The 15,403-nt window shown below is 30.6% G+C and carries 14 protein-coding genes; 10 read left to right on the top strand and 4 right to left on the bottom strand.

The window, feature by feature from the left end; translation table 11 throughout:
• The first annotated feature begins 9 nt into the window (after positions 1–9).
• From J1D01_RS00390 to J1D01_RS00380, 3 genes are read left to right on the top strand one after another with little or no spacing between them, the layout of a single operon-like run.
• Entirely contained in the window at positions 10–996 is a 987-nt protein-coding gene (locus J1D01_RS00390; protein WP_421149469.1) for a UDP-glucuronic acid decarboxylase family protein, read from the top strand.
• Positions 997–999: 3 nt separating this feature from the next.
• A complete protein-coding gene (locus J1D01_RS00385) occupies positions 1,000–2,355 on the top strand; it encodes an undecaprenyl-phosphate glucose phosphotransferase (protein ID WP_421149468.1) in 1,356 nt (451 codons plus the stop codon).
• A gap of 1 nt (position 2,356) precedes the next feature.
• A complete protein-coding gene (locus J1D01_RS00380) occupies positions 2,357–3,133 on the top strand; it encodes a glycosyltransferase family 2 protein (RefSeq protein WP_372936214.1) in 777 nt (258 codons plus the stop codon).
• Here J1D01_RS00380 and J1D01_RS00375 read toward each other — a convergent pair.
• Entirely contained in the window at positions 3,120–4,430 is a 1,311-nt protein-coding gene (locus tag J1D01_RS00375; RefSeq protein WP_421149467.1) for a phenylacetate--CoA ligase family protein, read from the bottom strand. The genes J1D01_RS00380 and J1D01_RS00375 overlap by 14 nt on opposite strands.
• Positions 4,431–4,514: 84 nt before the next feature.
• Here J1D01_RS00375 and purD point away from each other — a divergent pair, with 84 nt between their 5' ends.
• On the top strand, positions 4,515–5,789 hold the full coding sequence (gene purD, locus J1D01_RS00370; RefSeq protein WP_421149466.1) for a phosphoribosylamine--glycine ligase: 1,275 nt from the start codon (positions 4,515–4,517) through the stop codon (positions 5,787–5,789).
• On the opposite strand, the gene J1D01_RS00365 is transcribed toward purD, so the two are convergent.
• Positions 5,784–6,011 carry a DUF6341 family protein gene (locus J1D01_RS00365; protein ID WP_076698934.1) on the bottom strand — a complete coding sequence of 76 codons (228 nt, stop codon included), beginning with the start codon at positions 6,009–6,011 and terminating at the stop codon, positions 5,784–5,786. The genes purD and J1D01_RS00365 overlap by 6 nt on opposite strands.
• 39 nt (positions 6,012–6,050) lie before the next feature.
• Here J1D01_RS00365 and J1D01_RS00360 point away from each other — a divergent pair, with 39 nt between their 5' ends.
• Entirely contained in the window at positions 6,051–6,992 is a 942-nt protein-coding gene (locus J1D01_RS00360; protein ID WP_421149465.1) for a DUF6427 family protein, read from the top strand.
• Here the strand turns inward: J1D01_RS00360 and upp are convergent.
• Entirely contained in the window at positions 6,963–7,622 is a 660-nt protein-coding gene (gene upp / locus J1D01_RS00355) for a uracil phosphoribosyltransferase (RefSeq protein ID WP_372936206.1), read from the bottom strand. The genes J1D01_RS00360 and upp overlap by 30 nt on opposite strands.
• 68 nt (positions 7,623–7,690) lie before the next feature.
• Here upp and J1D01_RS00350 point away from each other — a divergent pair, with 68 nt between their 5' ends.
• Both J1D01_RS00350 and J1D01_RS00345 read left to right on the top strand, forming a co-directional pair.
• Positions 7,691–8,296: a DUF4254 domain-containing protein gene (locus tag J1D01_RS00350; RefSeq protein WP_421149464.1), complete on the top strand. Its 606-nt coding sequence runs from the start codon at positions 7,691–7,693 to the stop codon at positions 8,294–8,296.
• 64 nt (positions 8,297–8,360) lie between these two features.
• Positions 8,361–9,377, top strand: a complete 1,017-nt coding sequence (locus J1D01_RS00345) for a glycosyltransferase family 9 protein (protein ID WP_372936202.1) — start codon at positions 8,361–8,363, stop codon at positions 9,375–9,377.
• Between the two features lie 8 nt (positions 9,378–9,385).
• On the opposite strand, the gene J1D01_RS00340 is transcribed toward J1D01_RS00345, so the two are convergent.
• Positions 9,386–10,441, bottom strand: a complete 1,056-nt coding sequence (locus tag J1D01_RS00340) for a 2Fe-2S iron-sulfur cluster-binding protein (protein WP_421149463.1) — start codon at positions 10,439–10,441, stop codon at positions 9,386–9,388.
• Positions 10,442–10,550: 109 nt separating this feature from the next.
• Here J1D01_RS00340 and J1D01_RS00335 point away from each other — a divergent pair, with 109 nt between their 5' ends.
• The 3 genes from J1D01_RS00335 (at position 10,551) to J1D01_RS00325 (ending at position 15,399) form a co-directional block, all read left to right on the top strand.
• Positions 10,551–12,023 (top strand): DUF5687 family protein, encoded by a 1,473-nt coding sequence (locus tag J1D01_RS00335; protein ID WP_421149462.1) that lies wholly within the window; start codon positions 10,551–10,553, stop codon positions 12,021–12,023.
• A gap of 5 nt (positions 12,024–12,028) precedes the next feature.
• Entirely contained in the window at positions 12,029–12,724 is a 696-nt protein-coding gene (locus J1D01_RS00330; protein WP_421149461.1) for an ABC transporter ATP-binding protein, read from the top strand.
• A gap of 113 nt (positions 12,725–12,837) precedes the next feature.
• Positions 12,838–15,399, top strand: coding sequence for a tetratricopeptide repeat protein (locus tag J1D01_RS00325; protein WP_421149460.1), 2,562 nt, complete (start codon positions 12,838–12,840; stop codon positions 15,397–15,399).
• The last annotated feature ends 4 nt before the right edge of the window (positions 15,400–15,403 follow it).

The following is a 15,403-nucleotide window of genomic DNA, read 5'->3' as shown; positions in this document are numbered from 1 at the left end:
TTATACCTAATGAAGCGAGTTTTAATAACAGGAGCAGCAGGGTTTTTAGGATCACATTTATGTGATAGGTTTTTAAGTGAAGGCTATTTTGTAATAGGAATGGATAATTTCATTACGGGTGACCAAAAAAACATTGAACACTTAAACAATAACCCCAACTTCCAATTTATAAAACACGATGTAACAGAGTTTGTTAAAATTGAAGGAACCCTAGATTATATTCTTCATTTTGCTTCGCCTGCGAGTCCTATAGATTATTTAAAAATACCTATTCAAACCCTAAAAGTAGGCTCATTAGGTACTCACAATTTATTAGGTTTAGCCAAGGCAAAAAATGCTAGAATTTTAATAGCATCTACTTCTGAAGTTTATGGAGACCCATTAGTACATCCCCAATCTGAAGATTATTATGGCAACGTAAATGCTATAGGCCCTAGAGGTGTTTATGATGAAGCAAAAAGGTTTATGGAGTCTATTACCATGGCATATCACAGATTTCATGGATTAGAAACCAGAATAGTTAGAATCTTTAATACCTATGGTCCAAGAATGCGATTAAATGATGGAAGGGTTATTCCGGCTTTTATGGGGCAAGCACTTAGAGGTGAAGATTTAACAGTGTTTGGAGACGGTTCTCAAACACGTTCATTTTGTTATGTAGATGATCAAGTAGAAGGTATATACAGATTATTATTAAGTAATTATTCTCATCCAGTAAACATAGGTAATCCACATGAAATTACTATTAATGACTTTGCTAAAGAGATAGTAAAATTAACTGGAACTAACCAAAAAATTGTATATAAAGAATTACCTGTAGATGACCCTATGCAAAGGCAGCCAGATATTAGTTTAGCTAAAAAAATATTAAATTGGGAGCCCAAAATAACTAGAGATAAAGGTTTACAAATTACATATGATTACTTCAAAAGTTTAACCAAAGATGAACTTTATAGAAGTGAACACAAAAAGTTTGAAAACCATATAAAAAAATAGATTTTGAGTAAGTTTAAACACGGAAGATATTCTAGTTTTATTAGGCCATTATCATATTTGGTTGACTTAACCATCATTAATAGTGCAGTATATCTATTTAAAATAAACCTTATAAATGAGTATCCTTTTCACATTTATATTACGGTTTTATGGTTTATTTTATCTTTTTATAATAAATTTTATGATGTTCATAGGTACACAAGAGTCCTACAAGTAATGACTCTTTTGGTAAAACAAATTGCTTTATTCTCTTTTATAATCTATGCTTATATAGGGTTTTTTAAACAGCCTAATTTGAGTAGACTTAACTTAGGAAATTATATACTTACGGTTTTTGGGCTATTAACTTTTTTTAAGTTTTTTATTTTCTTTCTGTTAAACAAATATAGAAGTGTATTAGGAGGTAACTTAAGAAATATAGTAGTAATAGGTAAAAATGACAAAACCAGACAATTAATTAACACTTTCAAAAAACGTTTAGACTTTGGTTATAAATGTAAAGCCAACTTTAACGTTAAAGATGCCAATTTTTCACTTCAAGATTGTTTTAATTTTGTGATTGAAAATGATATTCATGAAATCTATTTTTCAGTAGCAGAGTTATCTAATAAACAAATAAACCAACTTATAGATTTTGCAGATAACAATTTAAGAGAATTAAAATTCATACCAGATAATAAAGATATTTTTTCTAAAAAACTGAAGTATGAATATTATGACTATATACCAGTTTTATCATTACGAAGTATTCCTTTAGAAGAACCAATAAACAAATTTGCTAAAAGATTGTTTGATATTATTTTCGCATCATTTGTAATTGTTTTTATTCTATCTTGGTTAACACCTATTTTAGCTATTATTATAAAATTAGAATCTAAAGGCCCTGTGTTTTTTAAACAAACTAGAAACGGATTTAATTATAACGAATTTGATTGCTATAAGTTTAGGTCTATGACGCCTAATAAAAATGCTCATTTGCATCAAGCAACAAAAGGTGATAATAGAATTACAAAGGTTGGTGCCTTTATTAGAAAAACAAGTATAGATGAGCTACCTCAATTTTTTAATGTTCTTTTTGGCGATATGTCTGTTGTTGGTCCAAGACCACACATGGTAAGTCATACCAATAAATATGCGCGTAGTGTAGACAAATTTATGGTAAGACATTTTGTGAAACCTGGAATTACAGGTTTAGCTCAAACCAGTGGTTATAGAGGTGAAATTGAAACTGAAAAAGATATTATAAACAGGGTTAAGTATGATATTTTTTATGTTGAAAACTGGTCAATTCTACTTGATTTAAAAGTAATTATTCAAACGTTTCTAAATGCTATAAAAGGCGAAGAAAAAGCATACTAATATGAGTGCTTTTAAAGTTTCAATAATAACACCTACTTACAATTCTGAGAGGTTTATTGAACTAACTATAACAAGCATTCTTAATCAAACCTATACCAATTGGGAACTTATTTTAATAGATGATGCTTCAACAGATAAAACGGTTAAAATTATTAATCAGTTTGTTAAATCTAATTCACAGATTTATTTACTTCAGAATTCAAAAAATAGGGGAGCCGCTATTTCTAGGAATAAAGGTATTGAAGCCGCCAAAGGAGATTTTATAGCTTTTTTAGATGCAGACGACCTTTGGGAGCCTAATAAACTTAAAAAACAGCTTAAATTCATGCAACAACATAATTGCGATGTCTGTTTTTCAAGCTACAATTTAATTAACGAAGAAGGAAAACCACTTAACCAACAAATAAAAGCGTTACCAAGTGTTAACTACAAAAAGCTTTTAAAAAGTAACTATATAGGCAATTTAACTGGTATTTACAATGCTAAAACTTTAGGTAAAATAACCTCTAAGAATTTACGTAAGCGTCAAGATTGGTTAATATGGTTACAAGCTGTAAAAAAATCAGGCAAACCAGCTCTAAGTATTCAAGAGCCTTTAGCGTTTTATAGGGTTAGAGAAAGTTCTATTTCGTCACATAAATTAAACCTAGTGAAGTATAATTATTGGGTGTATAAAAAAGGTTTAGGCTTTTCAGTTTTAAAATCGGTGTATTACTTAATTGTCTTTTTGTTTGAACACTTTTTTATAAAATCTAAACAGAAAATTACCTTAATCTAGATGTAAACTGTTTTAATTTTCCAGCCTGGGTTCTTTTAAGGCGGTCTCTTCGTTCAAAAATAATTTTTAAACCAGATTCTAAATATTTTTCAATAGTCTCTTCTATGCGCTTTATATTGCCTTTTGTTAGCGGTTCAATGCTTGTGTAAATAATCTTAAAAGTATTTTTTTCTAATTGCTCAATTACAAACTCTTTTACGTTGGCATTATCTTCAATAACACTTTTGGTAACGTAGTAAAAGGTTAAGCCAGCGGCTTTTTTTCCACTTGGTAAAATGGCAAAGTCATTAGTCCTTCCTAATACATTTTTAAGAATAGGTTTTTTTAAAGTACTTTTTTCTGATAAAACCCCATAATCACCAAGTTCATAACGAATAAATGGGTGCGCTTTGTTATAAAGAGCGGTTATAACTATTTTACCTTCTTTTCCATTAGGCAATGGCTGATTATTTTCATCTAAAATTTCAACAAATACATCTTCAGAATTCACAACCCATTCACCTTGTTTGCTATTAAAAGCAATCAAACCTAATTCGGCACAGCCATATTCGTTTACTACTGGAACTCCTAATTGGGTTTCTAACAGTTGTTTGTCATCAGCAAAAAGCATTTCAGCGGTAACAATGCACACATTTAAGGTTGGACAAACGTTTTTTAAAACAATGTTTTTCTTTTGAAGAAATTTAGAAAACTGTACAATAGCACTGGTATAGCCGTTAATGTAGTTGAATTTTGTATTACTGAATTTTTGTAAAACAGCGTCTAACGCTTCATCACTCATATCAAACACCGAAAACCGGAATCTGTTACCTAAAAAATCTTTAAAACGCTCTTTATAATAGCCAGATTTGTTAAGTGGAATACCATAAAATCTAGCTTGTTTTGAGGAGTTTAAATCAATATGAAACCAACCATACCTATCAATAAAATTAGCCCAAGTTAAGGCATGACAAAATTTATCTTTGGCAAAAATAAGCGGCGTTCCTGATGAGCCAGAAGTTTTGTTTACATATATGTTTTTAGTATTAAAACCAAGAGAAAGTCTATTTTTTAAAGGTTGTTGTAACGCTGTTTTGGTGAGTATGGGTACAGAATTCCAATTAGTAACATCAATATTTTTAGCAAAATTTTTGTAAAAAAGGTTGTTTTTTAAATGATAAGTAATAATGTCTCTTTTTTTACTTTCAACATATTCCAAATACCTATTTTCATCAATATTTTGAATATCAATGAAGTGTTCTTTAGCTTTTTTTAGAGGAAAGCCTTTAAGTTTTAAAGAAACATCAAATAAATTCACAAGCTTATAAATATTTGTAAAGTAAGAAAAAAATATTCGTGTTTTAGAGACATTAATTCTATTTTTGCGGAAACTCAATTAACTATGAATATTCTAATTTTAGGTTCAGGCGGAAGAGAACATACTTTTGCTTGGAAAATTGCTCAAAGTCCGTTATGTGAAAATTTATATGTTGCCCCAGGAAACTCGGGTACAGCACAAGTTGCAACCAATGTAAATATTGGTGTTACAGATTTTGAAGCTATTAAAAATCTAGCTTTAGATAAACAAATAAACATGGTTGTTGTTGGACCAGAAGATCCTTTGGTACAAGGTGTACATGATTTTTTCTTAAATGATAGTGCCTTAAAACACATACCTGTTATTGGTCCGCAAAAAGTAGCGGCTCAACTAGAGGGAAGTAAAGAGTTTGCCAAAGAGTTTATGATGCGTCATAATATACCAACTGCAGCCTATGAAAGCTTCACAAAAAATACTGTTGAACAAGGTTATGCCTTTTTAGAAACTTTAAAACCACCGTATGTTTTAAAAGCCGATGGTTTAGCTGCTGGTAAAGGTGTTGTTATTTTAAACAATTTAGAAGAAGCTAAAGCCGAATTAAAAAGCATGTTGGTTGATGCCAAGTTTGGTAATGCAAGCACCAAAGTGGTTATTGAAGAGTTTTTAGATGGTATTGAATTAAGTTGCTTTGTTTTAACCGATGGCGAAAACTATAAAATTTTGCCTACGGCGAAAGATTATAAGCGCATTGGCGAAGGCGATACAGGTTTAAATACAGGTGGTATGGGTGCCGTATCTCCAGTACCATTTGCTACTGATGAGTTTTTAAATAAAATTGAAGAACGCATTGTAAAACCAACTATTGAAGGCTTTAAAAAAGATAACTTGCCATATGTAGGGTTTGTATTTATTGGCTTAATTAAAGTTGAAAATAACGATCCAAAAGTTATTGAATACAATGTACGCATGGGAGACCCTGAAACCGAAGTCGTGTTTCCAAGACTTAAAAATGATTTAGTAGAAGTGCTCCAAGCTATGGCTAACGGTACATTAAATGCTATTGATATTGAAATTGATGAACGTGCAGCTACAACCATTATGGTAGTATCTGGCGGATACCCTGAAGCTTATGAGAAAGGAAAAGAAATATCAGGTATTGATACTATTGAAGACTCTATACCATTTCATGCTGGTGCGCAATTAAAAGATGGTAGAGTAGTTACCTCTGGAGGACGTGTTATATCTATAACATCGTATGGCGAAACTTATAAAGAGGCCATAAAAAAATCTTACCAAAGTATAGAAAAACTACATTTTGATAAGATGTATTATCGTAAAGATATAGGCTTCGACTTATAAAAATGAATGCGAAGAAACGCTTTTGTCTTCTTCGTTATTGTCATTAAATATTTTAAGTTGCTTCATCCAGTAAACGATAGCAACAAAGCCTATTACTATGAAAATCCAAGATACTATATTGGCTAACCACCAATTATCTAGTTCTAAAACTCTTAATGCATCAAGCGGAGCAAAAAGAACATCAACAAATAAATCTTGTATTGCGTAAAAGAAATCTTTCATTGTTAGTATATTTACAAGGCAAAAATACAAAAACAGTTAATGATTACAAGTATTTTTAGTAAATCTAGACCAATAAATTTTGTTATTGTTTTTTTTGTGATGCTTTTAGCTTTTTTTTCAGCTAGAATTGGCATAACAAAAGAGCCTATAACATTACTCTTTGTTTCAAAGCAATTGGTATTGCTTTTTACCTGTTATTTTTCTCTACTGCTTTTAAATTTTATTGTTAGTAAGAATAGTTTAACAAAGCTTAATAATTACGAAATATTATTATTTAGTTTATTTTTATTACTTATTCCTGCAACTACCTTAAATGCAAATATTTTATTTTCTAATTTTTTCGTTTTACTGGGGTTAAGGCGTATAATGAGTTTAAGATCTCATAAAAGTGAAAAAACAAAATTGTTTGATGCCTCATTTTGGATAGCCATTGCCGCATTGTTTTATTTTTGGGCTATTTTGTTTTTCGTTTTAATTCTTTTAGCCTTAGCCTTATATTCTGATAATGATATTAGGCATTGGATAATACCATTTGTTGCGGTTGCAACTGTTTTTATAATTTCAGTTGGTGTTTCAATTATTGTTCACAACAACTATTTTGAAACTTTAAATATATCTACAGCATTTAGTTATGATTTTAGTGGTTTTAATTCTTTACAATTTATTGTTGCCATAACACTTCTGTTGTCTTTTGGTGTATGGTCTTCTGTGTTTTATTTACAAAATATTAAAAAACAGAAAAAAGCGTATAGAACATCTTTTAAAATAGTTATTTTTGCAGGAGTTGTTGCGTTTTTTATTGTGTTTCAGGTACCTAATAAAACGGGTAGTGAGTTTCTATTTTTATTTGCACCATTATCTATAATAATAACTAATTATATTGAAACTATAAATGAGAAATGGTTTAAAGAAGTTTTTCTTTCTATTTTATTGCTTACTCCAATAGTTCTTTTAATGTTGCAATTTTTCTCCAAAAGCTAAATCGCCAGCATCTCCCAATCCAGGAACAATATAACCTTTACTGTTTAAAGTGGGATCTACGGTAGCAATCCATAAATGTGTATTATCATTAAAATAATTTGTTACAAAATCTACACCTTCTTGAGCGCCAATAACACTAGCTAAATGAATTTCTTTAGGAGTACCAAAAGGTTTTAATGCTTCAAAAGTTGCAACCATAGATTGTCCTGTTGCTAACATAGGGTCTGCCAAAATAAGGGTTTTGCCCTCTAAATTGGGGCAAGCCAAATATTCAACAATAATTTCAAAACTTTCAGGATTATCTTTATGATGTCTGTAAGCCGATATAAAAGCATTTTCGGCTTTATCAAAGTAGTTTAGTAACCCGTTATGTAAAGGAACACCAGCTCTTAAAATAGAACATAATACAATATCATTCTCTAATAAATTAACATTACAATTTCCTAAAGGTGTTTCAACTGTGGTTGTTTTGTAATCTAAAGATTTACTCATTTCATATCCAAGAATTTCTCCTATGCGCTCAATATTACGCCTAAAGCGCATAGCATCATTTTGAACATGGATATTTCGTATTTCAGAAAGAAAAGTATTTAAAATAGAATTTTGCTGGCTAATGTTGTGAACTTGCATAAACAGGATATTATTTCACAAGTAAAGTTATTAAATTAAAGTATATTTGTTCATTAAATTTTTAGAATATGTTTACCAAAAAAGCTAATAAAATATTTCAAGACGTTATTGAAGAATATCATAAAATTGATTCAGTAGATCAACCTTTTAAAAATGCTTATGATAAAGCCGATTTAATAGAGCATTTATTATACAGAAAATGTTGGATTGACACCGTGCAATGGCATTATGAAGACATTATTAGAGACCCACAAATAGACCCTGTTGCTGCTTTAAAATTGAAGAGACAAATTGATGCCTCTAACCAAGATAGAACCGATATGGTGGAGTACATTGACAGCTATTTTTTAGAAAAATATAAAGATGTAACACCAAAAGATAATGCAACAATAAACACTGAAAGTCCTGCGTGGGGAATAGATAGACTATCTATTTTAGCTTTAAAAATTTATCATATGAATGAAGAAGCTACTCGTACCGATGCTTCTGATGCTCATAGAGAAGCCTGCCAAAAAAAATTAGATGTTTTGTTAGAGCAACGTGTAGATTTATCTACTGCCATAGATACGCTTTTAAATGATATTGAAAAGGGCGATAAATACATGAAAGTGTATAAGCAAATGAAAATGTATAACGACAACGAGTTAAATCCTGTTTTACGTTCTCAAAAGTAATTAGCGTGTCATACATTAAGCTAACCGAAATGTTGTTTAATATTTCGTTTTAATAATTTACAAAATGGCAAAACCCAAGCACATACTTGTTATAAGACTCTCTGCTATGGGCGATGTTGCTATGAGTGTTCCTGTTTTAAGAGCATTAATTACAAAATACCCCGAGCTTAAAATTACCGTTTTAACTCGGGGCTTTTTTGCACCTTTTTTTAGAGATTTACCTAATGTTGAGGTGTTTCCTGCAGAGGTAAAAACAAAACATAAAGGCGTTTTAGGGTTGTATAAACTTTCAAAAGAATTAAAAGCATTACATATAGATGCCGTAGCCGATTTACATAATGTGTTACGTTCTAAAATTTTAAAAACCTTTCTCTTCGGAATAAAAACCTTTCAAATAGATAAAGGACGTGCCGAAAAAAAAGCACTAATTTCTGGAGAAAATTTTAAACAACTTAAAACAACGCATCAACGTTATGCTGATGTTTTTGGTACATTAGGGTTTCCTATAGACTTGTCAAACCCAATTTTTCCTCAAAAAAGTATTTTATCAAATAAACTGCAGTTGCTTTTAGGAGATTCTTTTAAAAAGAAAATAGGCATTGCGCCTTTTGCAGCTCATGAAAGTAAAATGTATCCGCTTCATTTGATGAAAGAAGTAATTAATGAACTTTCAAAGGAATATCAAATTATTTTATTTGGTGGTGGTAAAAAAGAAATTGAAATTCTTAGTGGTATTGAAAATGCGTTTGATAACGTAGTTAATATAGCTGGAAAATTATCTTTAAACGAAGAATTAGATGTTGTTTCAAATTTAGATGTTATGTTATCTATGGATTCTGGGAATGCACATATTGCTGCTATGTTAGGAATTAAAGTAATAACCATGTGGGGTGTAACACACCCGTATGCTGGTTTTGCACCATTTAACCAACCAGAAGATTTTTGCTTATTGGCAGATAGAACGCAATACCCAGAAATACCAACATCGGTTTATGGTAACAAATTCCCTGAAGGTTATAAAGATGCAGCAGGCAGTACAACTCCAGAAACGATTATTAATAAAATTAAATCTGTAATCTGATGTTTATTTTAAACATCATCATAATCTACAACAATTGTTGGTGTTGTTGGTTGTGCTTGACAGGTAAGAATTAAACCTTCGGCAACCTCACTTTCAGTTAAAATATTGTTTTGTCTCATAGTAGCTTCGCCTTCTTTTATTCTAGCTAAACAGCTACTGCAAATACCGCCTTGGCAAGAGTAGGGGGCATCTAAATCTTCATCTAAGGCAGCTTCAAGAATGGTTTGTTTTTGAGACATTTCAAAAGTTGCTTCTTCGTCATCAACAATAACAGTTATTTTTGTTTTACCATCGGTAGCGTTACCATTGTTAATTTCATCGGGCTTTGCGGCTTTAAATAATTCAAAATGAATACGGTTCTCGTCAATACCATTTTCGGTTAAAACATCTTTAACGGTGTGTATCATGGCTTCTGGACCACATAAGTAGCAAGCATCAACTTCAATATGTTTATACTTGTTTTTCATTACATAATTAACGGTGCTTTTTTCAATTCTACCAAAAATGGCGTTTTCTTCATCTTTTTGGCTAAACACAAATTGAATAGAGAATCGGTCTTTATAGGTGTGTTGAAGTTCTAGTAGTTCATTTAAAAACATGGTGTCTTGGGTGGTTTTATTACCGTACACCAAAATTACGTGGCTGTTAACTTCTTCTTCTAAAGCGCATTTTATAATGCTTAAAATAGGTGTAATACCACTGCCGGCAGCAAAAAGGGCAATGTTTTTTGTTTTTTTATCGTTAGGCTCAAAAACAAACCTACCGTTAGGGGTAGAAACTTCTAAAGTATCTCCTACTTGTAGTTCTTTATTTGCATAGGCAGAAAATGTACCATCAACAACTTCTTTAATGGCTACTTTTAGTTCACCACTTTTTGGAGATACACATAAAGAATAATCGCGTCTTACTTCATTGCCGTTAATTGTTGTTTTTAAAGTAATGTATTGTCCCGCTTTAAAAGCAAAGGCGCTTTTTAAATTTTCGGGCAAATTAAAACTAATACTAACAGCTTTTTCTGTTTCTCTTTTTATATTTTTAATGCTAAGTTTATGGAATGAAGACATGTGTATGTTTTTGACAAAAATAATGAAGTTGATTTGTAAATTTAAACTTTTAGTGTAACAAATAGAATAATATTATTACTAATCAAAATGTAACCACTACCTATTAACCATGATAAAACATTTTATAAATTTAGAATGGAAAGCCTTTTTTAGATCACCTTCATTTAAAACCAACCTTGTTTTTAAAATTCTTTTAGGTTTTAGTGCATTATGGATGATTATTTCATTTTTGAGCATGGGTGTTGGGGCTTATTTTTTTATAAAAAATAAGTTAAATACAGATCCCTTAGTTTTTCTTAATAACTATTTGATTTTTTATGTGGTAGGAGATTTGTTGTTTAGGTATTTTCTTCAAAAGATGCCTATAGTAAACATAAGGCCATTGCTGTATTTACCCATAAAAAAAGGAAAAGTGATTCACTTTGCTTTAAATAAAACAGTATTGTCTTTTTTTAATATTGTACATGCTTTCTTTTTTGTGCCATTTTCAGTAGTGTTGCTCATTGAGGGGTATCCGTTTTTAAATGTATTAGGTTGGCATTTAGCCATAATGGCATTAATTTTTTGCAACAATTTTATTAATGTGTTTGTTAATAGTAAAGATGGTATTTTCTACACTGTTTTAGCAACTTTACTAGTTTTTGGAGGGTTAAAATATTATGAAATTTTTGATGTAACATTATACACAAAACCCATTTTTCAAGCTTTTTATAATATTCCATACACTGCGTTAATACCTATACTTTTACTGGTATTTCTTTACAAAACAGCTTACAATTATTTTAAGGCTAATTTTTATTTAGATGGGGGTTTATCTAAAAAAATAGACGTTGTTAAAAGTGAAGATTTTGCGTGGTTAAACAGGTTTGGTAGTGTTTCAACCTTTTTAAAAAATGATATTAGGTTGTTAAAACGAAATAAGCGCTCTAAAACAACTTTATTAATGAGTGCTTTATTTTTATTTTATGGACTCTTGTTTTTTACAGACTCTATTGAAGCCTATAAAGGCCCCTTCTGGAGAATTTTTGCTGGCATTTTTGTTTCAGGTGGGTTCTTGTTTAGTTTTGGGCAATTTGTACCTAGTTGGGATAGTGCCTATTACCCGCTAATGATGAGTCAGAACATTAGATACAAAGAATACATTTCTTCTAAATGGTATTTAATGGTTATAGCTACGGTAGTTTCAACTATATTATCTGCCTTCTATTTATATTTTGGGTGGCAAGCCTATGCAGCCGTAGTTGTAGGGGCTATTTATAACATTGGTGTAAATTCTCATATGGTACTTTGGGGAGGCGCATACATTAAAACACCTATAGATTTAACTTCTAACAAAAAAGCGTTTGGAGATAAAAAATCGTTCAATGCAAAAACGTTACTACTAACTATTCCAAAATTAGTTTTACCTATGGTTATTTATGCTATTGGGCATTTTACTTTGGGTGAAGTGTTTGGGTTTGCCCTAGTGGCAATTTCAGGAATTGCTGGCTTACTATTTAAAAACAAAGTCTTTAACATTATTGAAAAAATATATAAATCTGAGAAGTACAAAACGCTAGCAGCTTATAAACAAAATGATTAAACATTATGATTACTACATCTAATCTTTCAAAAAAATATAATAATAATACAGTTTTAAGTATTGAATCTTTAGAGATTCCTAAAGGGCAAAGTTTTGGGCTTGTTGGTAATAACGGTGCGGGTAAAACCACTTATTTTAGTTTGTTGCTAGATTTAATTCAACCCACAACAGGACACATTATAAATAATGAAGTTCAAGTAGATAAAAGTGAAGACTGGAAACCATTTACATCTGCCTTTATAGATGAAAGCTTTTTAATTGGCTATTTAACACCCGAAGAGTACTTTTATTTTATTGGTGAATTACGCGGACAAAACAAAGCCGATGTTGATGCACACGTAGCACAATACGAAGATTTTTTTCATGGCGAAATTTTAAATCAAAAAAAATATTTAAGAGATTTAAGTAAAGGAAACCAAAAAAAAGCAGGTATAGTAGCAGCTTTAATAGGAAACCCTGAAGTCATTATTTTAGATGAACCTTTTGCCAATTTAGATCCAACAACTCAAATTAGGTTAAAAGGTATTGTTAAAAATTTAGCCGAAAAACAAGGCGTTACTGTGTTAATTTCAAGTCATGATTTAATGCACGTAACCGATGTTTGTGAACGTATAGTGGTATTAGAAAAAGGCGAAATTGTTAAAGACCTCATTACAAGTAATGCTACTTTAAAAGAACTTGAAGATCATTTTGCAGGATAGATTGCTTAAAAGCCATCCTATTTTATAGGTATATTAGAAAAGATGTTTATTTTTACGTCTGTATATAATAATAACTATACTTTTTAGTTATTTAATAGACTAAAAACCAGCACTTGAAAACATCATATAAAGTCATATTTGTTTCGTTTTTTTCTGTTTTTTTAATTGTTAGTTGTTCTAGAAAAAAAGACAAATTTATTAACAGAAATTACCATGCTGTTACTGCAGAATTTAATGCATTGTATAACGGATATAATGCTTTAGAACAGGGTAGAAATAATCTTAATCAAAATTATTTTGATGATTACTGGAATATTCTACCTATAGAGCGCATGCAAATATCAGATGAAGTTGTACTTCCGGGGCAATCTAAAAATCAGGATTTCACTAGGGCCGAAGAAAAGGCGGTTAAAGCCATTCAAAAACACAGTATGAATATTGAGGGGAAAGAAATAAACCCTCAAATGGATGAAGCCTATTTGCTTTTAGGTAAAGCGCGTTATTTTGATCAGCGTTTTATTCCTGCCTTAGAAGCGTTTAACTACATACTTTATAAATATCCGGCAAGTGATAAAATTAATCAAGCCAAAGTTTGGAGAGAAAAAACAAATATTCGTTTAGATAATAACGAACTTGCAATTAAAAATCTAAAACGCTTATTATATCAAGAAGACTTAAAAGGCCAAGATTTAGCAGATGCAACTTCTATGTTGGCGCAGGCTTACATAAATACAAAATCTCTAGATAGTGCTATAACACAATTAGAAATTGCTTCAAACGCAACAAAAAGTAATGATGAACGCGGGCGTTATCGTTTTATTCAGGGACAACTTTATAATGAATTAGGATATAAAGACAGTGCTAACTATGCTTTTGACAGGGTAATAGAATTAAACCGAAAGACCCCAAGAATTTACATGATTAGCGCACACCTTGAAAAGATTAAAAACTTCGATTTTGAAAACGGTAACAAATTAGAAGCAACAGAATTACTTACAGAGCTAGAAGAAAACAGAGAAAACCGTCCTTTTCTAGATAAAATTTATCATCAAATAGGCGTTTTTCATTTAAAAAATAAATCAGATTCTCTAGCAACCGCATATTTTAATAAATCATTACAAGAAAAATCAAGAGATAAAACTCTAAATGCTAAAAATTATGAAATTCTTGGCGACATGAATTTTGACAAATCCTTGTACAGAAATGCTGGTTTGTATTATGATAGCACTATGACAAATTTGGTTTTAAACTCAAAACCATATAGAATTATAAAACGAAAGCGAGATAACTTAGAAGATGTTATTTATTATGAAGGTGTGGCCCAAGTAAACGATAGTATTTTACACTTAGTAAATTTATCAGAAGCCGATAGAGTTGCCTATTTTGAAACGTTTATTAATAAACTAAAACAAAAAGCTGAAGAAGAAAAAGAAGCCCAAGAAAAACAAGAGGCACTAAAGCGTAATGCAGGGTTAATAACTGGTAATAATACAGCAAGAACATCTTCTACAGGAGGCACAGGGCAATCAACACTATTCTATTTTTACAACCCAACAACAGTAGCTTATGGTAAAAATGAATTTCTAAAAGTTTGGGGAGATAGAGCTTTAGAAGATAACTGGAGGTGGTCTAATAAAAATAATTCTAGTGGAGCTAATGTTACAACAGCAAACAATGTTTTGGCAACAGCAACTGAAGATGAATTGTACAATCCAGATTTTTACATTTCTAAAATTCCTTCAGAACAAAAAGAAATTGATAGCATTTCAAAAGAAAGAAACTATGCTTATTATCAACTAGGATTAATTTATAAAGAGAAGTTTAAAGAACTTAACCTTGCTAAAGACAAGTTTCAAGAGTTACTAAACAGCAATCCAGAAGAGCGCTTAGTGTTGCCTTCAAAATATAATTTGTATAAAATTTATGAAGCTTTGGGTGAAAATGATGAAGCGTTAATAGCTAAAGAAGAGATAATTAAAAACTACCCAGAATCCAGATATGCTACTATTTTAAGTAACCCAGAGTTAATTTCAGATAAAGACGAAAACAGTCCAGAGCGTTTGTATGAAGCTTTATATATTAAACATGAAAATCAGGAATATGCCGAGGTAATTTCAAAATGCGAAGAATATATAAATACCTATGATGGTGAACCAATTGTTTCAAAATTCGAACTTTTAAAAGCAACAGCCACTGGTCGTTTATATGGTTTTGAAGCGTACCAAAAAGCCATAAATCATGTAGCGGTAACTTATGCTAATACATCAGAAGGGTTACAGGCTCAAAATATAGAAACTAACGTTTTACCAAAAATAGCCAATAAAGAATTTGTAGATGAAAACAGTGATGTATCTGGACATTACAAAGTTATTTTCAAGTTTAATGACACAAAACTTGAAACCATTAAAGCATTTCAAAAAACTTTAGATGAGGTACTTAAAAATATTAAGTACTATCAGTTAACATCGTCTATAGATGTATATAATCAAAACACTACCTTTGTAGTAGTACATGGTTTAAAAAATGGGCAAGTAGCCAAAACGTTTAATCAGCTTTTGAGTAAAGAGGATAGTAAAAAAATAAAAAAACCTTATTTTGCTATGGCATCAGCAAACTATCAAATAATTCAAATTCATAAAAACTTAGATACTTTTTTAAACATGTATAATAATTAAACCG

Source organism: Seonamhaeicola sp. NFXS20 (assembly GCF_049132085.1).
In the GTDB taxonomy this organism is placed as follows: Bacteria; Bacteroidota; Bacteroidia; order Flavobacteriales; family Flavobacteriaceae; genus Seonamhaeicola.
The sequence above is the reverse complement of the archived record's forward strand: the minus strand, read 5'-3'. Positions and strand labels throughout refer to the sequence as shown.

Coding starts and splice junctions, on each gene's coding strand:
- J1D01_RS00390 (WP_421149469.1), top strand. CDS start 10: ATGAAGCGAGTTTTAATAACAGGAGCAGCAGGGTTTTTAGGATCACAT.
- J1D01_RS00380 (WP_372936214.1), top strand. CDS start 2,357: ATGAGTGCTTTTAAAGTTTCAATAATAACACCTACTTACAATTCTGAG.
- purD (WP_421149466.1), top strand. CDS start 4,515: ATGAATATTCTAATTTTAGGTTCAGGCGGAAGAGAACATACTTTTGCT.
- J1D01_RS00365 (WP_076698934.1), bottom strand. CDS start 6,011: ATGAAAGATTTCTTTTACGCAATACAAGATTTATTTGTTGATGTTCTT.
- J1D01_RS00360 (WP_421149465.1), top strand. CDS start 6,051: ATGATTACAAGTATTTTTAGTAAATCTAGACCAATAAATTTTGTTATT.
- upp (WP_372936206.1), bottom strand. CDS start 7,622: ATGCAAGTTCACAACATTAGCCAGCAAAATTCTATTTTAAATACTTTT.
- J1D01_RS00350 (WP_421149464.1), top strand. CDS start 7,691: ATGTTTACCAAAAAAGCTAATAAAATATTTCAAGACGTTATTGAAGAA.
- J1D01_RS00345 (WP_372936202.1), top strand. CDS start 8,361: ATGGCAAAACCCAAGCACATACTTGTTATAAGACTCTCTGCTATGGGC.
- J1D01_RS00340 (WP_421149463.1), bottom strand. CDS start 10,441: ATGTCTTCATTCCATAAACTTAGCATTAAAAATATAAAAAGAGAAACA.
- J1D01_RS00335 (WP_421149462.1), top strand. CDS start 10,551: ATGATAAAACATTTTATAAATTTAGAATGGAAAGCCTTTTTTAGATCA.
- J1D01_RS00330 (WP_421149461.1), top strand. CDS start 12,029: ATGATTACTACATCTAATCTTTCAAAAAAATATAATAATAATACAGTT.